This window comes from Mycobacterium sp. PDNC021, from assembly GCF_048282635.1.
In the GTDB taxonomy this organism is placed as follows: Bacteria; Actinomycetota; Actinomycetes; order Mycobacteriales; family Mycobacteriaceae; genus Mycobacterium; species Mycobacterium llatzerense.
The window spans coordinates 857,215-883,780 of record NZ_CP182502.1 but is presented as its reverse complement, the minus strand read 5'-3'; the positions used below and the strand labels follow the sequence as shown (position 1 = coordinate 883,780).

The 26,566-nt window shown below is 66.0% G+C and carries 25 protein-coding genes; 12 read left to right on the top strand and 13 right to left on the bottom strand.

Annotated features, from left to right (window positions below; translation table 11 throughout):
* Window positions 1-142 precede the first annotated feature (142 nt).
* On the bottom strand, window positions 143-934 hold the full coding sequence (locus ACNO8X_RS04085; RefSeq protein WP_418004264.1) for an SDR family NAD(P)-dependent oxidoreductase: 792 nt from the start codon (window positions 932-934) through the stop codon (window positions 143-145).
* A gap of 63 nt (window positions 935-997) precedes the next feature.
* On the opposite strand from ACNO8X_RS04085, the gene ACNO8X_RS04080 reads away from it, so the two are divergent.
* Window positions 998-1,891: a hypothetical protein gene (locus tag ACNO8X_RS04080; protein ID WP_418004263.1), complete on the top strand. Its 894-nt coding sequence runs from the start codon at window positions 998-1,000 to the stop codon at window positions 1,889-1,891.
* On the opposite strand, the gene ACNO8X_RS04075 is transcribed toward ACNO8X_RS04080, so the two are convergent.
* Window positions 1,888-2,622 (bottom strand): Rv3717 family N-acetylmuramoyl-L-alanine amidase, encoded by a 735-nt coding sequence (locus tag ACNO8X_RS04075; RefSeq protein WP_418005772.1) that lies wholly within the window; start codon window positions 2,620-2,622, stop codon window positions 1,888-1,890. The two genes, ACNO8X_RS04080 and ACNO8X_RS04075, sit on opposite strands and share 4 nt — an antisense overlap.
* A 333-nt stretch (window positions 2,623-2,955) precedes the next feature.
* Between ACNO8X_RS04075 and ACNO8X_RS04070 the strand changes: the two genes are divergently transcribed.
* Window positions 2,956-4,725, top strand: a complete 1,770-nt coding sequence (locus tag ACNO8X_RS04070; RefSeq protein WP_418005771.1) for a CocE/NonD family hydrolase — start codon at window positions 2,956-2,958, stop codon at window positions 4,723-4,725.
* Here ACNO8X_RS04070 and ACNO8X_RS04065 read toward each other — a convergent pair.
* A complete protein-coding gene (locus ACNO8X_RS04065; protein WP_418005770.1) occupies window positions 4,722-5,885 on the bottom strand; it encodes a sulfotransferase family protein in 1,164 nt (387 codons plus the stop codon). The two genes, ACNO8X_RS04070 and ACNO8X_RS04065, sit on opposite strands and share 4 nt — an antisense overlap.
* 108 nt (window positions 5,886-5,993) lie before the next feature.
* Between ACNO8X_RS04065 and ACNO8X_RS04060 the strand changes: the two genes are divergently transcribed.
* Window positions 5,994-6,569, top strand: a complete 576-nt coding sequence (locus ACNO8X_RS04060; protein WP_418004262.1) for a TetR/AcrR family transcriptional regulator — start codon at window positions 5,994-5,996, stop codon at window positions 6,567-6,569.
* Window positions 6,566-7,687 carry a DUF1214 domain-containing protein gene (locus ACNO8X_RS04055; protein WP_418004261.1) on the top strand — a complete coding sequence of 374 codons (1,122 nt, stop codon included), beginning with the start codon at window positions 6,566-6,568 and terminating at the stop codon, window positions 7,685-7,687. Before ACNO8X_RS04060 ends, ACNO8X_RS04055 begins: the two co-directional genes overlap by 4 nt.
* Before the next feature lie 49 nt (window positions 7,688-7,736).
* Here the strand turns inward: ACNO8X_RS04055 and hrpA are convergent, their stop codons facing one another.
* Together hrpA and ACNO8X_RS04045 are read right to left on the bottom strand one after the other, a co-directional pair.
* The gene (gene hrpA, locus ACNO8X_RS04050; protein ID WP_418004260.1) at window positions 7,737-11,633 is read right to left on the bottom strand and encodes an ATP-dependent RNA helicase HrpA; all 3,897 of its coding nucleotides are present in this window, start codon (window positions 11,631-11,633) and stop codon (window positions 7,737-7,739) included.
* A 93-nt stretch (window positions 11,634-11,726) separates the two neighbouring features.
* Window positions 11,727-12,965, bottom strand: coding sequence for an oxygenase MpaB family protein (locus ACNO8X_RS04045; RefSeq protein WP_418004259.1), 1,239 nt, complete (start codon window positions 12,963-12,965; stop codon window positions 11,727-11,729).
* 112 nt (window positions 12,966-13,077) lie between these two features.
* On the opposite strand from ACNO8X_RS04045, the gene ACNO8X_RS04040 reads away from it, so the two are divergent.
* Entirely contained in the window at window positions 13,078-13,665 is a 588-nt protein-coding gene (locus tag ACNO8X_RS04040) for a TetR/AcrR family transcriptional regulator (protein ID WP_418004258.1), read from the top strand.
* A 44-nt stretch (window positions 13,666-13,709) separates the two neighbouring features.
* On the opposite strand, the gene ACNO8X_RS04035 is transcribed toward ACNO8X_RS04040, so the two are convergent.
* Window positions 13,710-14,225, bottom strand: a complete 516-nt coding sequence (locus ACNO8X_RS04035; protein WP_418004257.1) for a MarR family winged helix-turn-helix transcriptional regulator — start codon at window positions 14,223-14,225, stop codon at window positions 13,710-13,712.
* Window positions 14,226-14,575: 350 nt separating this feature from the next.
* The gene (locus ACNO8X_RS04030) at window positions 14,576-14,725 is read right to left on the bottom strand and encodes a hypothetical protein (protein WP_418004256.1); all 150 of its coding nucleotides are present in this window, start codon (window positions 14,723-14,725) and stop codon (window positions 14,576-14,578) included.
* Window positions 14,726-14,864: 139 nt separating this feature from the next.
* On the opposite strand from ACNO8X_RS04030, the gene ACNO8X_RS04025 reads away from it, so the two are divergent.
* Entirely contained in the window at window positions 14,865-15,272 is a 408-nt protein-coding gene (locus ACNO8X_RS04025) for a nuclear transport factor 2 family protein (RefSeq protein ID WP_418004255.1), read from the top strand.
* 24 nt (window positions 15,273-15,296) lie between these two features.
* Here ACNO8X_RS04025 and ACNO8X_RS04020 read toward each other — a convergent pair whose 3' ends face one another.
* Window positions 15,297-16,190: a mycobacterial-type methylenetetrahydrofolate reductase gene (locus ACNO8X_RS04020; RefSeq protein ID WP_418004254.1), complete on the bottom strand. Its 894-nt coding sequence runs from the start codon at window positions 16,188-16,190 to the stop codon at window positions 15,297-15,299.
* Window positions 16,191-16,345: 155 nt separating this feature from the next.
* Between ACNO8X_RS04020 and ACNO8X_RS04015 the strand changes: the two genes are divergently transcribed.
* Window positions 16,346-17,107 (top strand): alpha/beta hydrolase family protein, encoded by a 762-nt coding sequence (locus ACNO8X_RS04015; protein ID WP_043391812.1) that lies wholly within the window; start codon window positions 16,346-16,348, stop codon window positions 17,105-17,107.
* Here the strand turns inward: ACNO8X_RS04015 and ACNO8X_RS04010 are convergent.
* On the bottom strand, window positions 17,100-18,764 hold the full coding sequence (locus tag ACNO8X_RS04010; RefSeq protein WP_418004253.1) for an alpha-keto acid decarboxylase family protein: 1,665 nt from the start codon (window positions 18,762-18,764) through the stop codon (window positions 17,100-17,102). The two genes, ACNO8X_RS04015 and ACNO8X_RS04010, sit on opposite strands and share 8 nt — an antisense overlap.
* 151 nt (window positions 18,765-18,915) lie before the next feature.
* On the opposite strand from ACNO8X_RS04010, the gene ACNO8X_RS04005 reads away from it, so the two are divergent.
* The 3 genes from ACNO8X_RS04005 to ACNO8X_RS03995 all read left to right on the top strand — a co-directional run bounded on the left by ACNO8X_RS04005 (window position 18,916) and on the right by ACNO8X_RS03995 (window position 21,781).
* On the top strand, window positions 18,916-19,527 hold the full coding sequence (locus tag ACNO8X_RS04005) for a TetR/AcrR family transcriptional regulator (RefSeq protein ID WP_418004252.1): 612 nt from the start codon (window positions 18,916-18,918) through the stop codon (window positions 19,525-19,527).
* Between the two features lie 80 nt (window positions 19,528-19,607).
* Window positions 19,608-21,188, top strand: coding sequence for an FAD-dependent monooxygenase (locus ACNO8X_RS04000; RefSeq protein ID WP_418004251.1), 1,581 nt, complete (start codon window positions 19,608-19,610; stop codon window positions 21,186-21,188).
* Window positions 21,189-21,256: 68 nt separating this feature from the next.
* A complete protein-coding gene (locus ACNO8X_RS03995; RefSeq protein ID WP_418004250.1) occupies window positions 21,257-21,781 on the top strand; it encodes a hypothetical protein in 525 nt (174 codons plus the stop codon).
* On the opposite strand, the gene ACNO8X_RS03990 is transcribed toward ACNO8X_RS03995, so the two are convergent.
* Genes ACNO8X_RS03990 through ACNO8X_RS03975 form a run of 4 tightly spaced genes read right to left on the bottom strand, consistent with a single transcriptional unit; the run spans window position 21,771 to window position 24,978 of the window.
* Complete coding sequence (locus tag ACNO8X_RS03990; protein WP_418004249.1) at window positions 21,771-22,985, bottom strand: hypothetical protein; 1,215 nt, start codon at window positions 22,983-22,985, stop codon at window positions 21,771-21,773. The genes ACNO8X_RS03995 and ACNO8X_RS03990 overlap by 11 nt on opposite strands.
* Window positions 22,986-23,025: 40 nt before the next feature.
* On the bottom strand, window positions 23,026-23,667 hold the full coding sequence (locus ACNO8X_RS03985) for a class I SAM-dependent methyltransferase (protein ID WP_418005769.1): 642 nt from the start codon (window positions 23,665-23,667) through the stop codon (window positions 23,026-23,028).
* A complete protein-coding gene (locus ACNO8X_RS03980; protein WP_418004248.1) occupies window positions 23,651-24,409 on the bottom strand; it encodes a helix-turn-helix domain-containing protein in 759 nt (252 codons plus the stop codon). The genes ACNO8X_RS03985 and ACNO8X_RS03980 overlap by 17 nt, the downstream gene beginning before the upstream one ends.
* A gap of 8 nt (window positions 24,410-24,417) precedes the next feature.
* Window positions 24,418-24,978 carry a PadR family transcriptional regulator gene (locus ACNO8X_RS03975; RefSeq protein WP_418004247.1) on the bottom strand — a complete coding sequence of 187 codons (561 nt, stop codon included), beginning with the start codon at window positions 24,976-24,978 and terminating at the stop codon, window positions 24,418-24,420.
* A gap of 110 nt (window positions 24,979-25,088) precedes the next feature.
* Here ACNO8X_RS03975 and ACNO8X_RS03970 point away from each other — a divergent pair, with 110 nt between their 5' ends.
* Both ACNO8X_RS03970 and ACNO8X_RS03965 read left to right on the top strand, forming a co-directional pair.
* Entirely contained in the window at window positions 25,089-25,508 is a 420-nt protein-coding gene (locus ACNO8X_RS03970) for a nuclear transport factor 2 family protein (protein WP_418004246.1), read from the top strand.
* A gap of 2 nt (window positions 25,509-25,510) precedes the next feature.
* A complete protein-coding gene (locus tag ACNO8X_RS03965) occupies window positions 25,511-26,548 on the top strand; it encodes an LLM class F420-dependent oxidoreductase (protein ID WP_418005768.1) in 1,038 nt (345 codons plus the stop codon).
* Window positions 26,549-26,566: the final 18 nt, after the last annotated feature.

Here is a 26,566-nt window from a genome sequence, read left to right as displayed (position 1 = left end):
TCCGCCCTAAGCGCGAGAGAATACCGACCTCACGACCAATCGCGAGGTTGTTCGCAGGAAGTTACGTCATCCGACCGACATGAGTTGACTGATCGATCACCTGGCAGGCCCTCTGACCAATGCCGCCATCCACCCGCAAGCATCAGGGCAGGATCGAGTCGACGTAGCCGCCGTCGGCGCGCACTGCGGCACCGGTGGTCGCCGACGACTGCTCCGAGCTCAGGTACACGACCATGTTGGCGATCTCCTCGGGCTCAATCAGCCTGCGCAGCAACGACTGCGGCCGGTACTTGATCATGAACTCACGCTGCGCCTCGTCCCACGGCAGGTTCTTGTCGACCAGCTGGTACACGAAGTCCTCGACGCCGCCGGTGTGCGTCGGGCCGGCGATCACCGAGTTCACCGTCACGCCGGTGCCTGCCGCGTCCTTGGCGAAACCGCGGGTCACCGCCAGCAGCGCGGTCTTCGACGTGCCGTAGTGGATCATCTCCTCCGGGATGACGATCGCCGAGTCGCTGGCGATCTGGATCATGCGGCCCCAGCCGCGTTCCGTCATCCCCGGTAGGTAGGTGCGGATGAGCCGGACCGCGGACAGCACGTTCACCTCGAAGTATCGCCGCCACTCGTCGTCGGTGATCTCCTGAGCCGGGGTCGACCCGAAGATGCCGAGGTTGTTCACCAGGATGTCGACACCCGGAAGTTGTTGTGTGAGTTGAGCTACGCCCTCGGCGGTCGTGACGTCCGCGGCGACACCGACGACATCGGTGAGGCCCTTGCCGGCCAGCTCCGCGACCGCCGCCCGGACGCGTTCCTCGCTGCGACCGTTCACCGCGACGCGGGCGCCGCTGGCACCCAGTCCCTCCGCGATGGCCAGCCCGATGCCCTGGGTGGAACCGGTTACCAGCGCGGTTTTGCCGGTCAGATCAATGTGCACAATCAGCCTCCAATGAATACTCCGGTCACACAACGCTAGCGACCCCGCTGAATAATCCGGGGCATGACCGAACTATTGGTGCTGCACATCGCCAAGCGCGAGATTCAGGCCGTGTCGCTGGACGGTTCGCGGGTCCGGACGGTGGTCGCCGACGTCGATGAGACGCCTGACGGGATCGTCGTCGACCAGGCACGGGGCCACATCTACTGGACCAACATGGGCACTCCCGACCCGGCGTCCGGACGCGGTGCCTTCTCCACCTTCTTCACCCGCAACGGTTCCCTCGAGCGCGTGAATCTGGACGGTTCGGACCGGCGGACCATCGTGCCGCGGGGTGCGTTCACCACGGGCAAGCAGCTGACGGCCGACTTCGATGCAGGGTTGCTCTACTGGTGCGATCGCGAAGGCATGCAGGTGCTGCGCTGCCGGCTGGACGGTTCGGGCATGGAGACGCTGGTGGTCGCGGGCACCGACGCGCAGGATGAGCGCAATCACTGCGTGGGTATCGCCGTCGACCCCGTCAACCGCCTGGTCTATTGGACGCAGAAGGGCGCGCCCGACGCCGGTCAGGGCCGAATCTTCCGGTGCGGCAGCGAAATTCCGGCCGGGCAGACGGCCGCCGACCGTCAAGACATCGAGCTGCTGTGGCAGGACCTGCCCGAGCCTATCGACCTGGATCTCGACAGCGCCGGGAACCTGGTCTGGACAGACCGCGGCGCCGAACCGGACGGCAACACGCTCAACCGCGGCCGGGTCCAGCCTGCGGTCGGGAGCTACGACATCGTGTCCCGCGGCTATCACGAGGCGATCGGTCTGGCCACCCTCGACTACACGACGTACTACGTGAGCGAGCTGCGCACCGGCGGCATCCGCGTGGTGAACCTCGCCGACGGGACCGACCGCGAGCTGGCGCAGCTGGGCCCTGGTGTCACCGGGGTCGCGCTGGCCGAGCTCTAACCAGCCTGGATGAACGCGGCGATGCCTCGAGCCACCGCGTTCGCGATGGCCTGCTGCCCTTGCTCAGAGCTCAGCATCGCCGCATCCTGCGCGTTCTTCATGTTGCCGCACTCGACCAGAATCGATGGGTACTGTGCGAGATTCAGGCCGGTCAGGTCGGACCGGCCGTACAGACCATTGCTACCGATATAGGTCGACGGCGTCAGCCCGCCGGCCACCAACTGATCGCGCATGATCTGGGCGAATCGGACCGACGGCCCCGCCTGCACCTGGTTGAGTGGCGGCGCCGAGTAGTTGACATGGAAACCATGGCCGCCGGGGGGACCACCGTCAGCGTGGATCGACACGACGGCATTCGGCCGCAGGGCATTCGCCATCGCGGCCCGCTGGTCCACACACGCAGCCAGGGCATTGTCGTTGTCTCTGGAGAGGCCCACCTGCACGCCGGCGTTGATGAGCTGCTGCCGTATGCGCAGCACTACGTCCCACGTAAAGGTGTGCTCAGGAAAGCCGGCGTTGGTGCTGGTGCCGGTGGTCTGGCAATCCTTGGTGCCACCGCGTCCGGTGGGCACCTGTTTGGTAATCGACGCGTCGTTGGCCCCGTTGTGTCCCGGGTCCAGAAACACGATCGCACCGGCAAGACCCTGTGCCTTCGCCACCGGTGCGTCGAGCGACGACATCACGGCAGGCATGCCGACCAGAACCGGCGCCGCCGCAGCCATTCTCAGCATGCGCCGGCGCGAGATGCAGCCGACGCCCTTGGCCTCGTCGTCTCTTTCACACGGACTACTGGTCACTGACTGGATGCTACGGACCGACCCTGGGAACGCCCCCGAGCGCCCAGACACGGTTCCGTCACGAAGCCATAACTTCTTTCGGGTTCGGCGTACGGTCGAGGCGTGGAGACGAATGTCGAGACAGCAGGCGTGGGCGCACGTATCAAGGCCATAGCCGGTTGGGCCGCAACCCGCACACGCAAGACCAGCCCATCGCCGCTACTGCCATCGTGGGAAGCCCCGCCGGCGCAGTACGGCGTCGGTATCCACCACAACGTGGCGGTGCCGATGAGCGACGGCATCTTGCTGCGGGTGGATATCCACTATCCGACCGATCCGGGGACGGGCGAACCCGCTTCCGGCCCATTCCCGGTACTGCTGTCGATGACGCCGTACGGCAAGAAGGCGCCCCCTCCGGCTGCCCAGATCGGCGGCGGCGCAACACCGTATCTGATTCGCCGTGGCTACATCGAGGTGATGGCCGACGTGCGGGGCACCGGTGTGTCGGGCGGCTCCTTCGAGATGCTGGGACCCGAGCAGGTCCAGGACGGCGTCGATCTGGTCAATTGGGCTGCGTCGCTGCCCAATTCGAATGGCCGGGTCGGCATGTTCGGTATCTCCTATCTGGCCATCAACCAGCTGATGACGGCGGCTGCCGTGGGCCCTGGGTCGCCGCTCAAGGCGATCTTCCCGTCGATGGCCGCCAACGACTTCTATCGCGACGCCGTCACCATGGGCGGCGTCCCGCACATGCGTACGGTCCGCGCCTACGGCGCCACCTACTCGCTGCTGAACGTGGTCAACCCCGCGCTGGAGTTCGCGCACCGCGGTGGGCACGAAAGGCCCAGGGCCGGCGGCATTTCCGCCGTACGGCAGCGCGGCCGCGACCAGCGCGGCTACTTCAAGAACTTGATCAAGGACGCGATCGCCGGCGGCGACACCGCATTCGACGGAGCCTTCTGGGACACCATGCGCCCGGCGGATGTGGTACCGAAGATCGCCGAGAACGGTGTCGCGGTCTTTCTGGTGGGCGGGTGGCACGACGCGTTCCAACGCGGTGCGCCGCTGAACTACGCCGCACTGCAGAACACCTTCGCCGGCCGTCCCGCCGACGCTGCCATGACTGCCGACCAGCCCGTCTCCGACAAGTTCCAGCTGATGGCCGGCCCGTGGTACCACGTCTCAGACTTGGACGGGCAGCATCTGCAGGCCTTGCAGCTGCGCTGGTTCGAATATTGGCTCAAAGACGACGACACCGCGGCCGTCGCCGGCCAGCCCGTGCGGTTCCGGGCCATCGGTAGTTCAAAGTGGTTCCACACCAAGGCCTATCCGTTCCCGGAAGCAAAGCCGACCCGGCTTTACCTCGGTCTGGGCGGCGGCCTGCATGCCACGCCGTCGACCGACGAGTCGACCGCCACGCTGCAATACCTCTCTCGCGGACCGGTTTCCGGGCGCAGCCTGGAGCAGTGGAGCCTCGGCATGGGCAGTTTCATGGTCTCGCAGACGGGCCGGAGCGTCCGCTACGACCAGGACAACAGCCGGTTGCAGCGCCAGGCCCTGACGTACACGAGTGAGGCGTTCGACACCGAACAACTGCTGGCCGGTCCGGTCGGGCTGACGATCTTCGCCACTGCAGATCGCACCGAAACCCTCTGGGTGGCCCACCTCGACGACCTCTCCCCTGATGGCGTCAGCCGGCCGCTGACGCAAGGGGCACTCCTCGGTTCGCACCGCGCCCTCGACCCCGACACCAGTTGGTTCCTGCCCGACGGCACCGCGCTGCGGCCGCACCACATCAGCACCAAGTCGGCGGTAGAGCCCGTCGTGCCCGGCAAGCTGACCCGCTACGACATCGAAATCTTCCCCACCGCAGCGATACTCGCCCCGGGCCACCGGTTGCGGTTGACCGTCACCACCTACGACTTCCCACATCTCGTGCCGACCCGCCCGCAGCGGGCAGCACTGGCCGGTGGGGTGTACCGGATTTCGCAAGGCGGCGTCCACGCATCGCACCTGGTGGTGCCCCTGGCCGACCCGGCAACCATGGAGCAGCCCTAGCTGAGGAACCGCTGGGTGTAGGGCGCGAAGCGGGCCTTCAGATCGTCCGGATCGAGCCCGAACATCTCGCAGGACGTCTCGACCCGGCCCAGCCGGCCGCGCTGGTGACCGGCTAGGTAATCCGTCATCTTGTTGCGTTCAACTTCCGAAAGTTGTTCCTCCGCAACGGCGAACACGCTTTCCGCAGTGCCGAGGTCGTCCGCCATGAAATCGTTGAAACGGATATCGATGGAACGATCGCGACCGATGATCTCGCGGTCGCGGACCAGCCCGGCGAGCATGTGTTCCAGCCGCTCCACCCAGTACGCCGCGATGTGCTCGACCGGCACGCGGCTACGGTGCATGCGCGCCGAGTAGGTGATCATCGCGATCATCGACAGCACCACCGGAATCGGGTCGCGATGCGTGAACACCCCGACCACGCCGGGCAACGCGGCATTGAGCACCGGCAGTTGCTCGAGGTGCTGCGGCGACTTGAGCAGCCAGCGCCGGCCCCCGCGCAAATACTGCAAAGCCTTGAGTTGGGTCACCATGTGCCGGTAGTGCGGCGCCTGGTCGTGCGACTCGTAGTAGTCACGCCACGCGGGAATGTCCGCCAGCGTCTCGAAGTACATCGTGGAAAAGTCGTTGGCCAGCAGCTGAATCTCTTCGTGGACGTGCTCGGTGGTCATCTCGTGCATCAACGCGAAATGCGGCATGACGATGTTCATCACGTTCACCGCGACATCCATCCGGGCTATCCGCGGATCGGGCTCGATCCCGGTTTCCGCCGGTAGCGGAAACGGCTCGGCCGCTTCCCAATACGGCAGCGTGCGGAACGTCCCGGCCGCCGCCAGCAGGTTGTGCAGATGAGTGGTGCCGGTGCGGGGCAGCCCGACGATCGCCACCGGAGGCAGCAGCTCGATATCGTGAATCTCGGGGCGCCGCTTCAACAAATCGGTCAGCAGCAGCCTGTTCTTCAACAGCTGCAGCAGCTGGCCGTAGAAGTTCACGACGCCTGGCCCGTTGAAGTCGTCGATCTCCCGCAGCGCGCCGAGCAGCACGTCCAACCGTTCCCGATAGTCGGTTGGGCCGAAATCATCGAGGCCGGTGTCGGCACGTGCCTTGGCGTGCAGCGCGGCCGCGTCGAGCGGACAGTCGGCCGCCATCATCGTCATCATGTCCCGGAACTGCTGCGCCTCGGCCGTGAAAGTGGGTTCGGCCAGGTCATCGAGCCGGACAACATCTGTGGTGTCAGTCACATGACTTATGTTACTATGAGTTTCGTAATGATGAAAGAACTTGGCCGTCCCCGTGATTCACGCATCGACAACGCGGTGCTCACCGCCACGGCACAGTTGCTCGGCGCAGTGGGCTATGCCGCGCTGTCGGTGGACGCCATCGCCAAGCAGGCCGGCACCAGCAAGCCGGCGATCTACCGGCGCTGGCCCAGCAAGGCACATCTCGTCCACGAGGCCGTGTTCCCGGCCGGCATCGCCACCGAGTTGCCCGACACCGGGTCGCTGGCCGGAGACGTCCGGGCCATGGTCCGCGGCACCGTGACAGTGCTCAGCACTCCCGCAGCCCGAGCCGCCCTACCCGGACTACTCGGCGAAATGACCGCCGACGCCACCCTGCACAGCGCTCTGCTGGACCGGTTCGCCGATGCATTGGGACCCGAACTGCACGCCCGCCTCGACGCCGCCGCACAGCGCGGCGAGCTCCGCGCCGACGTGACCGCCGCTGACCTGACCGAGGTCATCACCGGCATCGCACTGCTCGCCGCACTCACGCGGAGCGCTGCCCCCGATGACGACTGGATCGACCGAAACACCACATTGATTCTGAAAGGCATTGGTAAATGAGCGAATCCGAGATCATCTCTGACCACGAATCGGCCGCTGCATGGCGGGAGCTACTGGACACCCTGCGCAGCCTGGACCGCTCGTTCCTGGAAGGAGATCGTGCAGTCACAGATGACCGACAGGTGGCCGACGGCTACCGGATGCTCGCAACCGGACTCGGAGTGGCGCTCGACTGCTACCTGTATCCCGAGCCCGGCCGACCCCAGTTCATTGTGGTCAACTCCCCGACCCGGCATGACCGTCGCTGGGGCGGCGACAACACCGATGCCCACTACTACATGTGCCCGGTCGACCCGCAAGGCCGCTACCGGATCACTGGCAACAAGGGTGACAGCGTCTATCTGTCGCTGACCGCATACAACGAACCCTCCCCTGGCGCCTGGTCCAACCGTGTGGTGGCGATAATCCGGGACGACGACATGGATTTCGACGACGAGGGCAACTTCTCCTTCGAGATCGGCCCGTTGCCCGACGCCGCGGTCTTCTTCACCCGCGACTATCAAGCAGACCCCGACACCGGCCGAGCTGCCACCTGGCACATCGAGGCACTCGACGCGCCTGAGCCATTGCAGCACAACGATATTGCCACGGCGGCCGCGCTACGGGCCAGCGCCACCTGGCTCCGAACACTGTTCGCGATCATGCCGATGCCGGTGGGCACCCGGCCCGACGAAAGCTCCCTGGGCCACTCCGTCGCCCACTTGGCCAACGAATTCGCCGCGCCCTACCAAGTGCCGGACGCCAACTTCGGCTGGTCGGCGCGCGATGCCTGCTATTCCTACGGCAGCTTCGTGCTGGCCGAGGACGAAGCACTCGTCATCACCCATCGACCACCGGCGTGCCGGTTCTGGAACCTGGTGGTGTGGAACCAGTTCATGGCCAACCCTGGTGTCCGTGACGCCCGCAGTTCGGTCAACGGGTACAGCGCGGTGCCCAACTCGGACGGCACGGTGACGGTAGTCCTGTCCGGCGGTACCACCGCGCACCCGAATTCATTGACCACACTGGACTATCCGCAGGGCATTCTGGCATTCCGGTGGTTCCTGACCGACCAGGTGCCGGACCGGCCCGAGGTGCAGCTGGTCAAGATCGCAGACGCCCCGACCTCGCCTTCCTGAGCGATTTGTGCACGATCTTCCGCGCCGACCGCGGAAAATCGTGCACAAATCACGGGACGACGGCGTCGATCGCCCGGTAGATCCGTTGCTCGCTGACCGGCCGCGGGGTCCCCAACTGCTGGGCCCACAGGCTGACACGCAGCTCCTCGATCTGCCGGGCGATGTCGCGGACGTCCTCGCCTTGACAGCGCAATGGCGAAAGCGCCTGCCGCAGTTCGTCGTACGCGTCTTCGACGGCATGAATCCGATCCATCCGTTCGCGGTCCGCGGCCGGGGCCTGGGGCAACCGCTCCAGCCGCCGGCCGACCGCGGTCAGGTACCGGGTCAGGTCAGCCAGATGCGTGACGCCGGTGGCCGCGACGAAGCCGACCGGCAGCAGTCGCGCCAGTTGGGCGCGCACATCGGCAATCGCATCGGCCTGCACCGCAGACGGCTTGTCGGGCAATGCAACCTGTGCCGCATGCGCCGCGGTCAGGACCCGTTCGACGCGGCCGACGACGTCAAGCGTCGTCGGGACCAACTTGGCAGCGACGGCGTCCCGCAACGCTCCGAAGTCGGTGGCGGTCCAGACCAGCTTGGACGCCAACACCCGCACCGCGGCATCAGCGCAATCCTCCAGCAGCGCCGCCAGACTCCCATCGGGGTTACTCGAAAGTGCCAGTCGCGCTCGGGGATTCAACCCCCGTTCGGCTGCCTTCACCGGAGATGGCGCGGCCAGGCGCAGTAACCGTCGCAGCCCCGGGCCCATGGCCGCGGCCTGTTCGGCCGGTGTCGGGAACACCCGGATGTCCACCGCCGCACCGGTATCCACGAATGCCGGGAATCCGCGCACCGTGTGGCCGCCGGCCGAACTCTCGACGCTGCGGGGCAGCTCATCGAGGTCGTCGGGCCAGGCCCGCAGGCCGGTTCGCTGCAAGTCGCCCGCCACAGCACCGGCGACCGCCTGCCGCACCGAGCCGGCCAGGCGATCGTGCAGCGCGCCCAGGTCCTTGCCGCGCGCCACCTCGGCGCCGTCCTTCTCGACAGCGAATGTGACCCGCAGGTGGTCGGGAACCTTGCTCAGATCAAAGGCGTCGATCGGCACCAGAATGCCACTGCGCCTGCGCAATTCACGCTGCAATTCCTCCAGCAGCGAGCCGTCGCCGGGGTTCAGGTCCGGCAGTACCGCCCGTGCGGTATCGGGTGCCGGCACGAAGTTGCGCCGCAGGTCCTTGGGCAGCGACTTGATCAGCGCCGACACCAATTCCTCGCGCAGCGCGGGCACCTGCCAGGCGAAACCGTCGCCCCCGAGCCTGGCCAGCACCTCGACCGGGACATGCACCGTCACACCGTCGTCAGCAGCCCCCGGCTCGAACCGGTAGCTCAGCGGCAGCGACAAGTCGCCCGTCTGCCAGGTGTCAGGCTGATCGGCATCAGTGTCCGCACGCAGCAGGTCGGCGCGTGTCATGGTCAGCAGGTCCGGCGTCACATGCCGCTGCTTCTTCCACCAGGCATCGAAATGCTTGGCGGACACCACACTTTCGGGGACCCTCTGGTCGTAGAAGGCGTAGACCTCGTCGTCGCCCGCCAGCAGATCACGGCGCCGGGCGCGTTCCTCCAGCTCCTCCAGCTCAGCCCGCAGCCGGGTGTTGTCCCGGAAGAAGTGGTGCCGCGTCTGCCAGTCCCCTTCGACCAGCGCGTGCCGGATGAACAGATCACGCGCGGCCACCGGGTCTACCTGTGCGTACCCGACTCGACGGCGTGGCACCAACGGCAGCCCGTAGAGCGTCACCCGTTCGAAGGCCATGACGGCACCGCGGCGGACATCCCAATGTGGCTCACTGAACGTGCGCTGCACCAGATCTCCGGCGACCCGCTCGACGGTCTCGGGTTCGATGCGGGCCGCGATGCGGCCGAACAGCCGGCTGGTCTCCACCAGATCCGCGACCACGATCCAGCGCGGCGGCTTCTTGGTCAGCACCGATCCCGGCGCCAACACGAACCGGGAATTGCGGGCCCCCTGGTAATCCCGCGTCTCCCCTTCCCGCAGCCCGACATGCGACAGCAGACCGGCGGTCAGCGCTGTGTGGACGCGCAGCGCGTCCGCATCGTCGCCGGATTCCCGGATGCCGAGGTCCGCGGCGATGCTGCGCAATTGGCCGACCAAGTCCTGCCATTCCCGGATCCGCAGATAGTGCAGGAACTCGTCGCGGCACATCCGGCGGAAAGCGCTGCCGGACAACTGGTTCCGCTGCTCTCGCAGGTAGTTCCACAGGTTCAGGTAGGACACGAAGTCCGAATGCTCATCGGCGAAGCGGGCGTGCTTCTGCCGGGCCGCTTCTTCCCGGTCCGACGGCCGTTCCCGCGGGTCGGGAATCGACAGCGCGGCCGCCAGGATCAGCACCTCGCGCACGCAGCCTTCGGTGTCGGCCTGCAGAATCATCCGGCCGACCCGTGGGTCCAACGGCAGCCGGGCCAGCCGGCGTCCGACGTCGGTGATGGCACCCTTGGCATCGAAAGCGCCCAGTTCCTGGAGCAGCTGGATGCCGTCGCGGATGCTGCGGGCATCCGGCGGGTCCAGGAACGGGAAGGCCTCGATGTCGCCCAGCCCCAAGGCCGCCATCTGCAGGATGACCGCGCCCAGGTTGGTGCGCAGGATTTCCGGATCGGTGTACCGGGGCCGCGATGTGAAGTCGTCCTCCGAGTACAGGCGGATACACACACCGGGGGCCGTGCGGCCGGACCGGCCGGACCGCTGGGCGGCCGAGGCCTGTGAGATCGGTTCGATCGGCAGCCGCTGTACCTTGGTGCGCCGGCTGTAGCGGGAGATGCGGGCCGTGCCCGGGTCAATGACATACCGGATACCCGGAACCGTCAGAGATGTCTCGGCGACGTTGGTGGCCAACACAATCCGGCGCGGGCCGCCGGGTTTGGCGTTGAACACCTTCTGCTGGTCCGCGGTGGGCAGCCGGGCGTACAGCGGCAGGATTTCCGTCGGGAACACGTCGCCGGAGAACGCCTCGCGCAATGCTTCTGCGGTGTCCCGGATCTCGCGTTCGCCGGACAGGAACACCAGCACGTCACCGGCCGGTTCGGATTCCAGTTCGCGCACCGCGTCGACGATCGCCTCGGTCTGGTCGCGCGTCTCGGTACGCACGATCTCGTGGTCCGGATCGTCGGGATCGTCGCTATCGTCGGCAACGACGGGAACTTCCAAAGGGCGGTAACGGATTTCGACCGGGTAGGTACGGCCGGAGACCTCGACGATCGGGGCACCGCCGAAGTGCTTGGCGAACCGCTCCGGCTCGATGGTCGCGGATGTCACGATGACCTTGAGGTCGGGGCGCCGCGGCAGTAACTCGCGCAGATATCCGAGCAGGAAGTCGATGTTGAGGCTGCGTTCGTGGGCCTCGTCGAGGATCAGGGTGTCGTACCGGAGCAGCCGCCGGTCCCTCTGAATCTCGGCGAGCAGAATGCCGTCGGTCATCAGCTTGACCAGGGTCGAGTCGCTGGCCTGGTCGGTGAAGCGCACCGTGTAGCCGATGGCACCGCCCAACGCGGTGCCGGTCTCGTCGGCGATCCGCTGTGCCACGGTGCGGGCCGCCAATCGGCGCGGCTGGGTGTGCCCGATGGTGCCGCGGATGCCGCGGCCGAGCTCCAGGCAGATCTTGGGCAGCTGTGTCGTCTTACCCGACCCGGTCTCGCCGGCGACGATCACCACCTGGTTGTCGGTGATGGCCTTGGCGATCTCGGCCCGACGGTCGCTGACCGGCAGATCGGGGTAGGTGATGGCAGGTACCGCCGCAAGGCGGCTGGCGATCACGCCTTCCGCCGCCGCGATTTGTTCGGCGATCTTCTGGGGATTGTCACCCCGCAGATTCTTCAGCCGACGATCCAGCCGCGCGGCATCGCGGATGGTCAGACCATCGAGACGGTCACGCAGATCGCGCAGCTGAAGGTCGGACACCGGTCCCAGGATAGGTGGTGACCTGCAGCACGGTCGGTTGGCTTCAGAGTTCGCGGACCTTGCCGACTTTCGAATTCACCCCGACGTCCGCTGTCATGCAACACGGCTGACGTGCGCGGCGGATTCTCCGATCGTTGCCGCACTGTCGCCGATCATGGTGCGTAGCAACGCTTCTTGCTCGCGTTGCCCACGCATGTCGGCGCGGGCCATTCCGCCCGGCAGAGTCAGGGCGGCCACACTGAGAGCCAGGTTTACCGGAATGCGCATTATCGGATACCACGGCAGCACGTAAGTCAGGCCCAGGTTCCGCATCGCGTGTGGCCCCAGGAAGGCACTGGTGACCGACAGATGCTGGACCTGTGCGATGCGGCGACGCAGGCCAGGTAGGACGCGGTAGTTCCAGGCCAGCGGATCCTCAGCCATCGGCATCGCCAACTGCTTCGTTGATTCATCGGGCTCGGCCAATGCGGTGAGCGTGTGATACAGAATTCGAATACCGTCACGGAAACTGCGGGGCAGCCACTCGTCCTGCACACCGATCAACCAGCCGACATACCGGGTCAGGTGCGCGAGACCGTCGAGTTCAGCTGGCGAGAACACAAATCCCATGCCGATCGCCGCGGCAGGCGGAGCAATAAGTGCGCCGATAAGGGTGGCGGCCATATCGGTCTGGTTGACCGGCACACCCCATTCATCGGCCTGCCAGTCCGGCATCGCCGCGACGTGGCGGCGCACGAACCCGTGGATCAATCGCACCCGGACCGTGGACCGGTAACCAACCCCGAGCAGTTCCAGGCCATCTTCGGCGACGACATCCAGCGCCCACTGCATGGTCTCGGCAAAACGCTTGTTGGACCCTTTCTCCAGCGCACCCGTGCGCAGCAGCGTCTTGTTGAAGCCGGAGAACTGATAGCCGCCCAGCAGGGACACATCACGCGCGATGTACATCCCATCAGCTCCGGCTCGACGCAAGGTCCGCGCACCGACACGCAGTTTGTCCTGGTCCACCCAGTCCGGTGTGTCTTCGATCTGAGTGAAGAACTCCCGCAACGGTTCCGGCGCGTCATGCACGTTGGCGATGCCCTCAGCCAGGGCCAGGTCAAACAGGGTCCGGGCTTGCTGCGTCCCAGTGGTCACCATCCAATCGACAAGATGATCCGCCGGCTCGTCGCCGACCGTGAGCCGCTGCCCGAGCCGCTCCCACTCCTCCGCGTTGGGGTTGCCAATACCCAGCAGCAGCGCGAAAGCCCGCACGAGCGCCGGGACATCGCGGGGCTGGTCAGGGTGCCGACCAGGAATAGAACGACGTTGTTCTTGAGTCGATGAGGCCATGTTCAAATGCTGACACGAGCATTTACTCGCATACAATTCGTTTCGTGACAGCCCAATGAGCAGCACCTCGGGCGTTCCGCGACGCACACCGCGACAGGAACGCTCGCGTTTGATGGTTGAACGCATCCTCGTCGCCGGCCGAGAAGTGCTGATCGAGCGCGGCTACGACGGCACCACGACGAATCGGATCGCGGAGGTCGCCGGTATCAGTCCGGGGTCCCTCTACCAGTACTTTCCCAACAAGGACACCATCGTCGCGGCGATCATCGATGACTACACCGACCAGGTCCTGCGCACGGTGACCACGCGCCTCGTGGAGCAGGTCGGTCAACCCGAAGACATCGGCTCCCTGCGCGAAGTCATCGCGATCCTGCTCGACGCGATGATGGATCAACCCGAGATGCTCCGAGCGCTCATCGAACACACTCCCCGACTCGGCCTGGGTAGCAAGATCGCCGATTTCGAACAGCGCGTCGGTGAGCTCGCGATCGCCCACCTGCGGATGCGCCCAGAGCCCACTCGCCACGCCGACACCCGGGTCTGGATCGCCGTCCGTGCTGTTGAGCATCTGACCATCCGATATGTGCTCGACCGTCCGGCGATCGACCACGACGAATTCCTCGACGAACTCGCCGCGCTCACGTCTTCCTACGTGATGGTCCGCAACACCACCGCGAAGACCGACCAGACAGCCAACTAGGCTGGGGCTGAACGAGTTTCAGCAACCAGCAACACACTCCGACATCACGGGGTGAGCAGATCGCGGCCGGAGCCCATCGCGGCACCGGCGAGCCGATGCCCCAAACCTTCGACGACGCGCAGGACCGTGTCCCGCTCCTGATCGTTCAGACCGCCGACGGTCATCTCCTCGAGCTGCCTCCACACGTCTTCGATCTGTTGCTGCAATCCGCGGCTCGCGGGCGTTGCTTCCACCAGGTGGGCACGCTTGTCCTCGGGACTCGGGAACCGACGCACGAACCCGGCGTGCTCCAGGCGCTGGATCATGCGCGTCATCGTGGGGGCGTCGGAGCTGGTGAGGCGCACCAGATCCGTCTGCCGCAGCGGGCCGCGGTCCCACAGGTACATCATCACCAGCTCCTGGCCCGGATACAGACCGAGTGGTCGCAGTAGCGTCGCGACGATCGTTCGGGTCAGCCGCGTGAGCTGGAAGACCGCATGACTGACGGGGCCACTGCGGGCCGCCGTCGGCGATGCCAGCGCCTCACACGTCTCCTGGCCTTCAACGCTCTTCGTTGCCATCAACGCACCCCCAGTTTTCATTAGTTGTCCAACCAGCATAACCCCTCCACCTCGCGCGGTAACCCCAGGTGGAATAGCTGTCACTAGATACTTGTTCAAGCAACTATCTAGGAAGGCGACACCATGAACACCACCCACAACCAGCACAGCGGCACTGAGCTCCGTCGTTCCATCGTTCGCCTCGTGACAGCGGGCGCCATTGGAGTCTCGGCATTGTCGATCGCATTCGCGGCGCCCGCCGGCGCGAAGGGGCCCCATCCCGGCCCCGTGATCGACCGCCCCGAGCCGACCAGTTCACTCAGCGCGCAGAACAATGACGGCCGCATCTCTACCGCTCCGGTGAGCCCCGCTCAGCGGATGGCGCCCGGCGCCATACCGCGGTCGCAACCGGCGACGTCGATCAGCGCGCAGCAGACCGCCGGCGGTACTCCACAGTCATCGACGAATCGTGCCGAAAGCCCGGCGGCCCGCCCGGATCCGGCCAGCGGGGCGCGCGACACCGCACATCGTGCGGAACCGAGGACTCCCTCAATGCCAAGCGGTATGACGCCCGCCGATGCTGTCCGTTCGTCCGGAGGCATGGGCGCAGCTACGTAGTCTCAAAGTCGCCACCCGTTGCGCACCCGAATGGAGAACTCCATGGCCGACCGCGAAGACATCATCGACCTGCTGACCAGTTACGCCACCGGCATCGACCGGCAGGACTGGCCACTGTTTCGCTCGGTGTTCACCGCTGACTGCGTGCTGGACTACGGCCAGATCGGCTCGTGGCATGGAGTCGATGGCGTCACCGATTACATGATCCAGGTGCACGTGCCGTTCGAGCACACGCTGCACCGGCTGAGCAATCACGCCATCGAAATCAATGGCGATACCGCCACTGCCCGTACTTACGTCGACGTGTTGCTGATTGCCCGGGACGCCAAGCCACACAAGACATCTGACGTCAACGCAACCGGCTTCTACGACGACGAACTGGTCCGCACCGACGGAGGGTGGCGCATCAACCGCCGAAAACTCACGCTGGTCCGGAACCGCTCCCTCTGAGCGCCAAAGGTCTGCCGAAGAAGGCTAGGGCTGGTCGGGTGCCCAGTAGTCCAACATCGCCGCGAACGTCTCAAACGCCGGCTTGGACACCCCATACGCCGCTTCCAGATGGATGCTGATCGGGAAACCCAACTCACCGACCCCATCGATAACCCGCTTGTACAAATCGAGCATCAGCGTCCGCTTGGCCGCGGGCTCCTCGCCCGCCAGCCGCGTCACGAACTCCTGCTCGGCGGCGACCAGAGGATTGCCCGGATCCTGGATCAGCCAGTTGATCAAACCGACCTTGGACTCCATCTTCGGCACGAACCCGAACGACAGCAGAATCTCCGGCCGGTGCTCGGTGCTCGCCGCGAACTCCTTCAAGAACCCCACGATCGTGTCCGAGTACAGCAACTGGGTCATCCCGTAGGTGGCGCCCTGCTCGATCTTGAAGTTGAAACGTCCCCGCTCGCCATCACGCGTCGGAATCAGAATGACGCCGCGGTTGGGCACCTGATCGCGGTAGATCGTCAACGCATCGGTCGGGGCCACACCCGAACCGTCACCGTCGCTCATGGTGCGCGGCACACCCACGAAAGCGATGCCATCGAAGTCCGCATCCTGCAGCACGCTCAGGCGCTTGCCGAGCGCATCCTCGTCCAGGAACGACGTCACCTGCGTGCACAACCCGCGCATCCCCGGCAGCTCGGGCTTCATCAACTGCCAGAAATCCAGGACGTCCATCTTCGGCTTCATCTCGACAGGCCGGTCGCCGTCTTCCTCGATCATCCCGGGGATCATCACGTGCCGGATACGGCCCTCGAGGCCGACGGCCGCGGCGTTGAGCAGCACCTTGTGCGCCTCGTCGACCGCAAACTGGGGACCGCGCTCAATATTGGGCGGGACCAGTTCGAAGGCGATGGTGTTCAGGGTCACGACTCTGCTCCGGATCTCAGGACTACATACGGGGCGCAGGCGTCACTGACCGCTACGACCCGCAGGCCGTGTTTCCCGTGAAACCTCCACCCTACCGATGGCCTCCAGCAAAGAATCGGCCACGTCCGGCTTGCCACACGTGATAAACCCGTCCCGTGGCTGAACGCGTCAAGTTCCAGAGTTCCACCGGCCCCATGCTGGCCGGGATCATCGACCTACCTGAAGGCACCCCGCGCGGTTGGGGCGTCTTCTCCCACGGCTTCACGCTCGGCAAGGACTCCCCCGCCGCGGCACGCATCTGCAAGCAGCTGGCATCCGACGGCATCGGGATGCTTCGCTTCGACGCCATCGGGCTGGGCGACTCGGAAGGCCACTGGGGCGACGGGTCCTTCACCCACAAGACCAACGACGTCATCGAGGCGTGCAAGTTCATGACCGAGCGCGGCACGCCTTCGGCGTTGTTGGTCGGGCACTCGTTCGGCGGGGCGTCGGTCCTGTCCGCTGCGCGGCAGGCGCCTGGCGTCCGCGCGGTGGTGACCGTCGGTGCGCCCATCGACCCATCGCATGTCGAGAAGCAGTACGACGACATTCTCGACTGCGTGCTCGCGAACGGCAGCGCACAGTGGATGGTCGGCGGGCGTGAACTGACCCTCAAGCGCGACTTCGTGGAGGATGTCCGCGCGGCCAAGCTGCACAGCAAGATCAAGGAGCTGCACCTGCCGCTGCTGATCCTGCACTCGCCGACCGACAACACCGTGGGCATCGAGAACGCCAGTGAGATTTTCCGGACTGCCCGGCACCCGCGCAGCTTCGTCTCGCTGGAGGGCACCGAGCACCTGCTCACCGGACCTGGCCAGGCCAAGCGAGCGGGACGGATCATCGGCGCCTGGGCTGACGCCTATCTGGGCGCTAAGTAGCCTCGTTCGCCTTGGCGATTGCCTCGGCGAGTTCCTCCAGTAGCGGCGGCACATCCAGCGCGGTCACCACGGCTTCGATGAAGACCAGATCGTTCGGATGTGCTGCCGCGTCGGCCAAGGCGGCGTCCAGCTCTCCGCAGGTGGTGGCGCGGTGGGACAACGGGTTTCGGATGCCGAGAGCTGCCGGAATGTCGCGCCACCGCCAGCTGACGATGTCGTTGTACTCTGCGGTGGGACCGTGGATCGCGCGCTCGACGGTGTAGCCGTCGTTGTTCACCAGGATCACCACCGCGGGCACGCCTTCGCGCCCGAACTGGCCGAGTTCCTGGATCGTCAACTGCGCCGCACCGTCCCCGATCAGCAACACCGGACGACGGCTCCGTTCGGCCAGGCCCGCGCCGAGCGCGGCCGGCAGGGTGTAACCGATGGACGCCCACAGCGGCTGACCGATGAACGCCACGCCGCTGGGCAGTCGGTGTCGGGCCATGCCGTAGTACGACGTGCCCTGCTCGGCCAAGACCACGTTGCCCGGGGTGAGGGCGCCACAAACCTTGTCCCACAGGGCTTTCTGCGTCAGTGGCTGATCCGGCTCGAGCACCGGATCAGACCCATCGGGTATGGGCTGGGGCACCGCCGGCGACCGGGTGGGCCGGCCCTTCAGGATGCCGGTGATCGCATCGAGTGCCGCCGACATCTCCAGTGGCGCAAAGACTTCACCCGCCACGACGCTCTGATTGGGGCCGATGTCGATGGTCCGCATGGGGTCGATCTGCTGCGTGAACGATGCGCTCACCATGTCGGTGAACTGAACCCCGGCGGTGACCAGCACCGGGGCCTCTTCAATGGCCCGACGGACCGACTCCTGACTGGAGGTGCCCGCGTAGATGCCGAGGAACTCTGGCGCCGACTCGTCGACCAGGCTCTTGCCCCACATCAGCGTGGCGTGCGGGACGACGTCGGCCGCCAGCAGTGCCTCCAGCTGCGGGACGGCTTCCAGTCGGTGCACCAACAGATCCGCCAGCACGGTCAACTGGTGCTCGCCGATGAGACGGGCGGCCGCCGCAGTGAACAGCGCCAGCGCCCGTGGGCTGGTGCCACTGGTGTACCGCGGCAGGGGTCCGGTCGGCGGTTCGACGGGGAACCGGGCAACGTCGGTGGCCAGCATCAGGTAGCCGGGCAGCTTGCGCTCATGCACCTCGGACAGCACCCGGTCGATCTCGCGAGTGGCGGTGGCCGGCACGAGTTTGGCTTGTGCGCAGGTGATTTCGCGGGCGATGCGGAGGAAGTGGTCGAAGTCGCCGTCCCCGAGCGAGTGGTGGATCACCCGGCGGGAGCCCTGAACGTCGATGGATGGCGTGCCGACGATGTGCACCACCGGCACGTGCTCGGCGTAGCTGCCCGCGATCGCGTTGGCCGCGGACAGCTCTCCGACGCCGAACGTGGTGATCAGAGCCGCCATGCCCCGCAGCCTCCCGTAGCCGTCGGCGGCGTATCCGGCGTTGAGCTCGTTGGCGCTGCCGACCCACCGGATATCCGGATGCGCGATCACATGGTCGAGCAGCTCCAGATTGAAATCACCTGGGACCCCGAATATTTCGGTGGCGCCGAGTTCCGCGAGCCGGTCCAGCAGGTAGTCACCGACGGTGTATTCGGGCATGCCGGCCTCCTGGATTCGCGGGTACTGCGATGGTATCGGCCGATCATCGCCGGCGTTCGATGCACAGAGGCTGGGCGAGATCGCGGACATCGACGGGGAGTCGCTCTACAGTTGCGGAACTGTCTTGTTCCACTGAAACGAGGAGCGTCCCATGCCGACCAGTCGAGCTCCCAAGCGTGCGGCCGGTCGCTGGGATCCGACGCTGGAGGCCACGATCCTCGACGCGACCCTGGCGGCGGTCACCGAGTTGGGCTACGACCGGATGACGATGGATGACCTGGCGGCGCGCGCCGGGGTCGGCAAGGCGGCGATCTACCGGCGCTGGTCGTCGAAAGGCGAGGTCGTGGCACAGGCCATCGCGCACTGGCGACGCTCGCTCGGGACGCCACCCACCCCCGACACCGGCTCGTTGCGCGGCGACCTGGACGCCCTGGTGGATGCTGTTCCCGACTACGACGCCAAGGACATCGACACGATTCGCGTGGTGGTCGGGGTCGCGACGGCGGCGATGCGCGACCCCGTACTGTCGGCAGCCCTCGACGATCTGGTGCTGAGCGTGCCGCGCCAAGTGCTGCGCTCAATCCTCGATCGGGCCGTCGCCCGCGGTGAGATCTCCACCGCGCGCGATCTGACGCTGTTGCCCGACGCAGTCCTCGGGCTCAACATCCTGCGGATGATCTCCGGGCGCCCCATCGACCGCATCTACGTCCGGCGGGTGCTGGACGACGTGGTGCTGCCGCTGGCCACTGCGTCGCCTTCCTGACTGTTAGGGCTTGCGCCCGGTCGGAAACCGTGTCACCGTTGAACGGAACTAATTAGTTCCATTCAATTCGGGAGGCCCCGATGACTACCCAACGCACGCCCGTTCTGATCGTCGGCGCCGGTGCGGCCGGGCTGGCGACCGCCGCCCTGCTGGCCAAGCACGGTGTCGAGTCCCTCGTCGCCGAGAAGCGCCCAGAGCTCTTCCGCTATCCGAAGGCCCGCAACCTGAGTTTCCGCACGCTGGAAATCTTGCGCGGGTTGGGACTGTCCGACGAGGTGCACGCGGTCGGCGCCCAGACTGCGGACATGGTGATCAAGCCGGCCCTGAACAGTTCGGAAGAACTGCCCGCCCTCGACATCGGCGCCATCTTCGCCGGGCTGGACCGCCTCAGCCCCGAACCGGCGATCCAATACTGTCCACAGAGTCGGCTGGAGCCAATCCTTCTGCGCCACATCAGAAATCGTGACGGCGAAGTCCGGTACAGCACCGAACTGGCGTCCCTCGACCAGGACGCATCGGGAGTCAGCGCTGTGCTGCGTGACATCGCGTCCGGCCAGAGAACCGCGATACGCGCCGACTACCTCGTCGCCGCCGACGGTGTACACAGCAGCATCAGAAGCACCCTTGGCGTCCACACGACCGGCCTCGACACGCTGCCGATCTACGTGGTGTTCATCTACTTCCGCGGCCCCTGGCTCCAGTTCGTCCCGCACCTCGGCGACGGTGCCAGCGTGCAAGTGAAAAGCACCGGGGTGGACGGCATCTTCGTCCCGGCGGACGGTGATCTCTGCCTGTTCATCACCACCTATTTTCCGCAGCGTGGGCAGTCCGCCGACCAGTTCACCGAGCAACGCTGCCGTGACCTGATCCTGGCGGCAGTGGGCGAGCCGATCGACATCGAGATCATCGACGTCACACCGTGGCAGCCGCACCAAAGGGTGGCCGCGTCATTCTTGTGCGGCCGCACCTTCTTCGTCGGCGATTCCGCCCATGCGATGCCGCCTTTCCGGGCCGGTGGTGCCAACGTCGCGATCCAGAGTGCCGACAATCTGGCCTGGAAACTGGCCGCTGCGCTGCAGGGCCGCGCCGACCCTGCACTCCTGGCCACCTATCACGACGAACGGCATCCGGTAGGGATGTTCAGCAGCCGGCAGTCGCTGACCGGACCGATCCTCGCGACCCTGGACTTCGATGCCCCCTCGGGCTTCGACGTCGATGAAGAACAGCCGATGTTCGCGCTGTTGGCGGGGTATCGGTACCGGTCGACGGCGGTCATCGCCGACACCCCACCCAGCGGGGCGCAACCCGAGCTCGTGACCGAGTTGCGCGGACAGCCGGGTACCCGGATGCCACACGTGTGGCTGCAAGGCGGCCGCGTTTCCACGTTGGATCTCGTCGGCACCGAGTGCGCCCTCCTGATCTCGGACGACACCGGCAACTGGAATCGTGCTGCACCGGAAGGCGTTGCTGTGCAGACGATTCCAGCAGATGATCGGCCGGCGTGGCTCGCCGCGACCGGCTTGCAAACCGACGGTGCCCTGCTGATCCGACCGGATGCGTTCGTCGCATGGCGTGCCGAGACATTGCCACCCGATCCTGCCGCGACGCTGTCGGGGGTGCTGGCCGAAATATTCGGGATCCGATCCGGCTGCGGCAAGTGACCTTCACTCCACGGCAATCACGTTGGATATCAACGTGATTGCCGCCCCGAAGCACTAACATGATCAGCATGACAGTTCGCCGACATAGGCTCGTGTGGCAGGTCGCGGCAATGTCGCTGCTCGCGGCCTGTGGTTCGAATACGTCGGCGACGCCGTCGGCGAGCACATCGAGCCCGGTACCTTCGCAGACCACGACCGCGGCCCCGCTACCCTCACCGGTCCCCATCGTGCCGATCAAACCGAATGCGCGGCAGGCCAAGTGGGTCGATCTGCAGGTCGGCGACTGCCTGAACACGCCCCCGCCCACCGACCCGAGCGTCGTGGAGGTGACCCTGGTCGACTGTTCCGCACCACATATCGCCGAGGTCTTCCTCCGGGCCAGCGTCGCGGTCAACGACGCCGTCTCCGGTGTCGCCGATCAGCGGTGCGCGGCGGGTCTGACGCAGTACACCGGCCAGAACGGCGGGTACACCTCGACCTACCTGATCGACTCCAACATGGACCGGACGGGACACACGCCGCTACCGAGCACGGTCATCTGCCTCTTGCAGTCGACCACCGGCCTGTCGCTGAACGGCTCCGCTAAGGCTTAGCTGTCAACAGAATGTATTGCGCGGCAACCTGTTCGTGTACGTCTTTCAGTTCGGCGCCACGCGCCTCGATGGCGTAATTGCCCGCCGGCGCGACACAGTAGAACTGCTTCGGGTTGGCCAACAAGATGCAGCGGCTGAGCGTCAGTGCCGGCACCGGATCGGCCGTCTCGGTCCCGTCGACCGACACCTCTTTACCGAAGGCGTTCGCCACGTTCACCGCTGACGACGGGTCCTTGGCCTGATACACACTGGTCTTCCCCCGCGCGAACCCCGTCACGCCGTTGTCCTGGAACACCTTGCTCGAAGTGATGGGGTTGCTCTGGAAGTGCAAGGCGCCGGTACCGGAGTAGACGGCGTTCTGGGAGTTGCGGGGCGAATCGGTCAGCAACGTCAACGCTAGGAGTCCCGTCGGGTCGACCCGCACCGCCGCCAGCTCAGGTGCCGGTTTGAACGGCTCGATCGCACCGACCTGGGCGCCTATCGCCTTGGCCACCAACGCGACGGCCGGATCCGGACCGCCTGTCGACTGCGCCAGTTGGATCAGGACATACGGCCCGCGCGCCGTGAACGACCGGGCGGTGGTCACCTTCGCGCCACGGGAATCGACGTCATAGGTCGACGCCAGCGCATCCGGATGCTCGGGGAGTGCAACAGGTTTCGGCTCCGCGCCGCGGATCTTGAGCTGCAGGGCCGCCGCATTCATCTCACTGGCCGCGGCGGTGGCATCCGCCGGTCCGGCGAACCGCAGCACGCCGTTGATCAATACGGACTTGGTCGCGGACTCCCGCGCCGAGGCGAATCCGTCGATGAAGTTGTGCCGACCGGCAGCGGAGGCAATGCTCTCGGGTCCGAACTGCGCCAGCGCACCCGGCGTGTCGATCACGAAATACGTTGACAGATAAGGCTCGGTGAGGGTGCTGTCGACCTCCCACGGCCCTACCACGTAACCGGCCAACTGTTGCGCCTCGACCTTCGCGCCGACCTCGGGGGCACCCGCGGTGCCGTAGGGCTCATGGGCCTTGGCCGGGTAGGACCCCGGCTTCAGCTGCGCCGGGGCGACGATCGCCGGCGGTGGCGGTGCCGTCGAGGTCGCTGGTTTGGCAGACGAGGTGGTGCCTGGGCTGGACTGTGTAGACCCGCCGCCGCAGCCCGCAGCCAGCACTGCCACCGCGAGTGCCGCTCCGCAGTTGACCAGACCCCGCATGTGTTCCTCCCCCGCCGACTGCAGACCAACCTACTCACTGTCAGGTCTTGGTGGCACTGAACTGCATCACGTGCCCAAACACCTTGGTACTCGTATCGATACGGAGCCCATTGCTCCGCCCCTCGACAACCAGCTCATCGGGGTTCACCAGCCGGAACGGCGACCGGTCCACCCGGTGCACCGCGGTAGCGACCGGTGTCCGCGTGAGGTCGTAGCCGACGAACAGTCCGCCGGGTTTGAGTACCCGGGCGATCTCGGCGACCGCGGCCTCCCACTCGATGACGTGGTGCATCATCAGGCAACTGACCACCGAATCGAATTCATCGTCGTCGAACGGCAAGCGGGTGGCATCGGCGCTCTGCACGGTGACGTGCGGATTGTCTTTCAATCTGTGCGTCGCCGCGTCGACCATCACGGGGTCCAGATCCGTCGCCGTGATCGACAAGCCGGGACGTGCCGAAGACAGCCCCTCCGCGATCGCGCCACTGCCTGAACCGATTTCGAGCAGCTGCTCCCCGAGCCGATCGGTGGGCAGCATGTCGAGGACGGCACGGGTGGTGGTTCGCCACATGGCGCCGCAGCAGAATGCCCGCTCGACTTTGGACATCACCGGCATTGCGGTCTCCTCCTCGTAGGGTGCTTCGAGTATGGAGCCGCCGACGGCATCACTGCTTGGACGGATCCGTCGAATTCCGCAGCGCCCGGGCGATCTCCGACGGCGCAGCGCCGGTCATCTCGCGGCACACCCGGTTGGCATGGGACCCGTCGGCGAATCCCGCCAGGTGTGCGGCATCGGTGACCTGTTCGCCGTCGGCGAGATGCTTCAGCCCGGAAATCAGTCTGGCCCAGCGGGTGGCTGCCGAGAAGGACACCCCGGTCTGCTGCCGGCACAGGCGGCCGAGGTAGTCGGGCGACACCGCCACCTCATGGGCGACCGATGCCAAATCCACGGAATCAGTTGTGCCACTGTAAATCAGGTCCATCGCCTGCCTCAGCTGGGGATGTAATCCCGGCTGTTCCTCGGGGGCACCGCACAGACTGTCGACCAAACACGCGGCGGCCGTTTCGGGACCGGCATCGAGCGCCGATTCGACAGCGCGAGCCAGCTGCTGGCCGCCGGACGGAAACCAGATGCCGTCGCGGGACTCGCTGCGGCTCAGGGCGTGCAGTGCCGCCCCGGGCCAGCTGTGTGGCGCCAGGTAGAGCGCCAACGTCAGATCGGTGGGTTCAGACCAGACCGCGTGGCCGGCGCCGCTCGCGATGACGACGACGTATCCGTTCCGGGCCTCGACATCGTCCGTTCGGACAGTCAGCGGGCCGGTCAACCCGACGCCGACCTGCACCGCGGGATGGTGGTGAAGGTCCAGGTCGCCGAAGGTGCCGACGACCATCATCTGCGCCGGACCCAGCTCCCAGACGGGCATACCCGATGTTAACGCCGCGGCGGCCGCCGCTCGATGACCGCCAGCGCCGTTTGCGCCCATCGCAGGTTCTCCTGCTCGAACGAGATACCGCGCATCAGCGTCAAGTAGGGCCCGACCCGATCCGCCTCGGCCAAGAACACCGCTTCGCTGCGGCCACCCAGTATCCGGGTGCGGATTCGCTCATAGAGGTCGAGTTGCTTTGTGGACCACTGGATTCGATCGCGCAGGCCCGCACACACCGCCACGTCATTGCCGCTGTCGACGGTGGAGACCTGGACCAGCAGGTCGTCGCGCATGGCCAGCGGCTTGGGCGTGGCTTCGGTGAAATCGTGCACGGCGGCCCGCCCGGCGTCGGTCAGGGTGAACATCCGCTTGTTGGGCCGGCGTTCCTGTTCGACGACGCGGGCCTCGATCAGCCCGTCGGCGGCGAGGCGGTCCAGTTCCCGGTACAGCTGCTGCGGGGTGGCCATCCAGAAGTTGGCGACGGACGCGTCGAAGCCCTTGGCCAGGTCATATCCCGAGGCCTCACTGTCGAGCAGGGCCGCCAAGACGGCGTCACGCAGAGCCATGCTGGAGAGTCTAGTAGTCAACAAAGTGATTAGTCACATATAGACATGCCGACCTTGTCCCGCTAGCGTCACCGATACCTAATCAACAAATTGACTATGCGAGGTATGCGATGCAGGCATTCCGCAAGGCCGTCGAAGCCCACGACCCCGCGGCGATGGTGTCGTGTCTGGCCGACGACGTGGTGTTCACGAGCCCCGTTGCCTTCAAGCCCTATCCCGGCAAGCCGATCACCGCCGCGATCCTTCGCGGCGTGATGCGGGTTTTCGAGGATTTCCGCTACGTCCGTGAAATCAACGATCCCGAAACGGGCAGCCACGCACTCGTTTTCGAGGCCACCGTGGCCGGCAAGACGGTCAACGGGTGCGACTTCATCCACGTCGACGACGAGGGCCTGATCGACGACTTCATGGTTATGATCCGGCCGCTGTCCGGCGCCATGGCACTCTCCGAGGCGATGGGCGCCCAGTTCCCCCAGATCCAAGCGGAGGCCGCTGAAGAGATGGCGGCCCTCGCAGCGAAGGAGCAATGAGCATGAAGATCGGTCTGGGCATCAACTACGCCGGCGGCTTCAAGGAGGTCGTGGCCGAGGTCGCCGAACTCGAAAAGGCCGGACTGGACGTCGTTTTCGTCCCCGAGGCGTACTCGTTCGACGCCATCAGCGCGCTCGGCTACCTCGCCGCCGCCACCGAGCGGGTCGAGCTGGCCTCGGGCATCCTGCAGCTCTACACGCGCACCCCGACCCTGACGGCCATGACCGCGGCCGGTCTCGACTACGTGTCCGACGGCCGCTACATCCTGGGCCTCGGCGCATCCGGCCCGCAGGTGATCGAGGGCTTCCACGGTGTCCCGTACGACAACCCGATCGGACGCACCCGCGAGGTCGTCGAAATCTGCCGTCAGGTGTGGCGCCGTGAGCGACTCCAGTATCAGGGCAAGCACTACACCATCCCGCTCCCCGAGGGCCAGGGCACCGGCCTGGGCAAGTCGCTCAAGCTGATCAATCACCCTGTCCGCGAACGTATTCCGGTGCTGTTGGCGGCGCTCGGCCCGAAGAACGTCGAGCTGGCAGCCGAGATCGCCGAAGGCTGGCAGCCGATCTTCTACCTGCCGGAGAAGGCCAAGGACGTCTGGGGCGATGCCCTGGATGCCGGCTACGCCAAGCGCGACGGGACGCTGCCGCCCATGGACATCTATGCCGGACCGGCGCTCGCCATCGGCGACAACGTCGAAGGCATGCGAGAGTTCATCAAGCCCCACATCGCGCTGTACATCGGCGGCATGGGCGCCAAGGGCAAGAACTTCTATCACAACGTGGCCACCAAGTACGGCTACGGCGCCGAAGCCGACCGCATCCAGGAGCTATACCTGGCCGGCGACAAGGACGGTGCCGCGAAAGTCGTTCCCGACGAACTGGTTCGGGACATCTCGCTGATCGGTAGCCGCGAGTTCGTGAAGGAACGCGTGGCCGCATTCCGTGAATCCGGCGTGACGGTGCTCAACGTGGTGCCGATGGGTGCGACGACCACCGACCGGGTGAAGCTCATCGAGGAGCTGCGCGACCTGGTCTAGATCGGGGACAAACTGCGG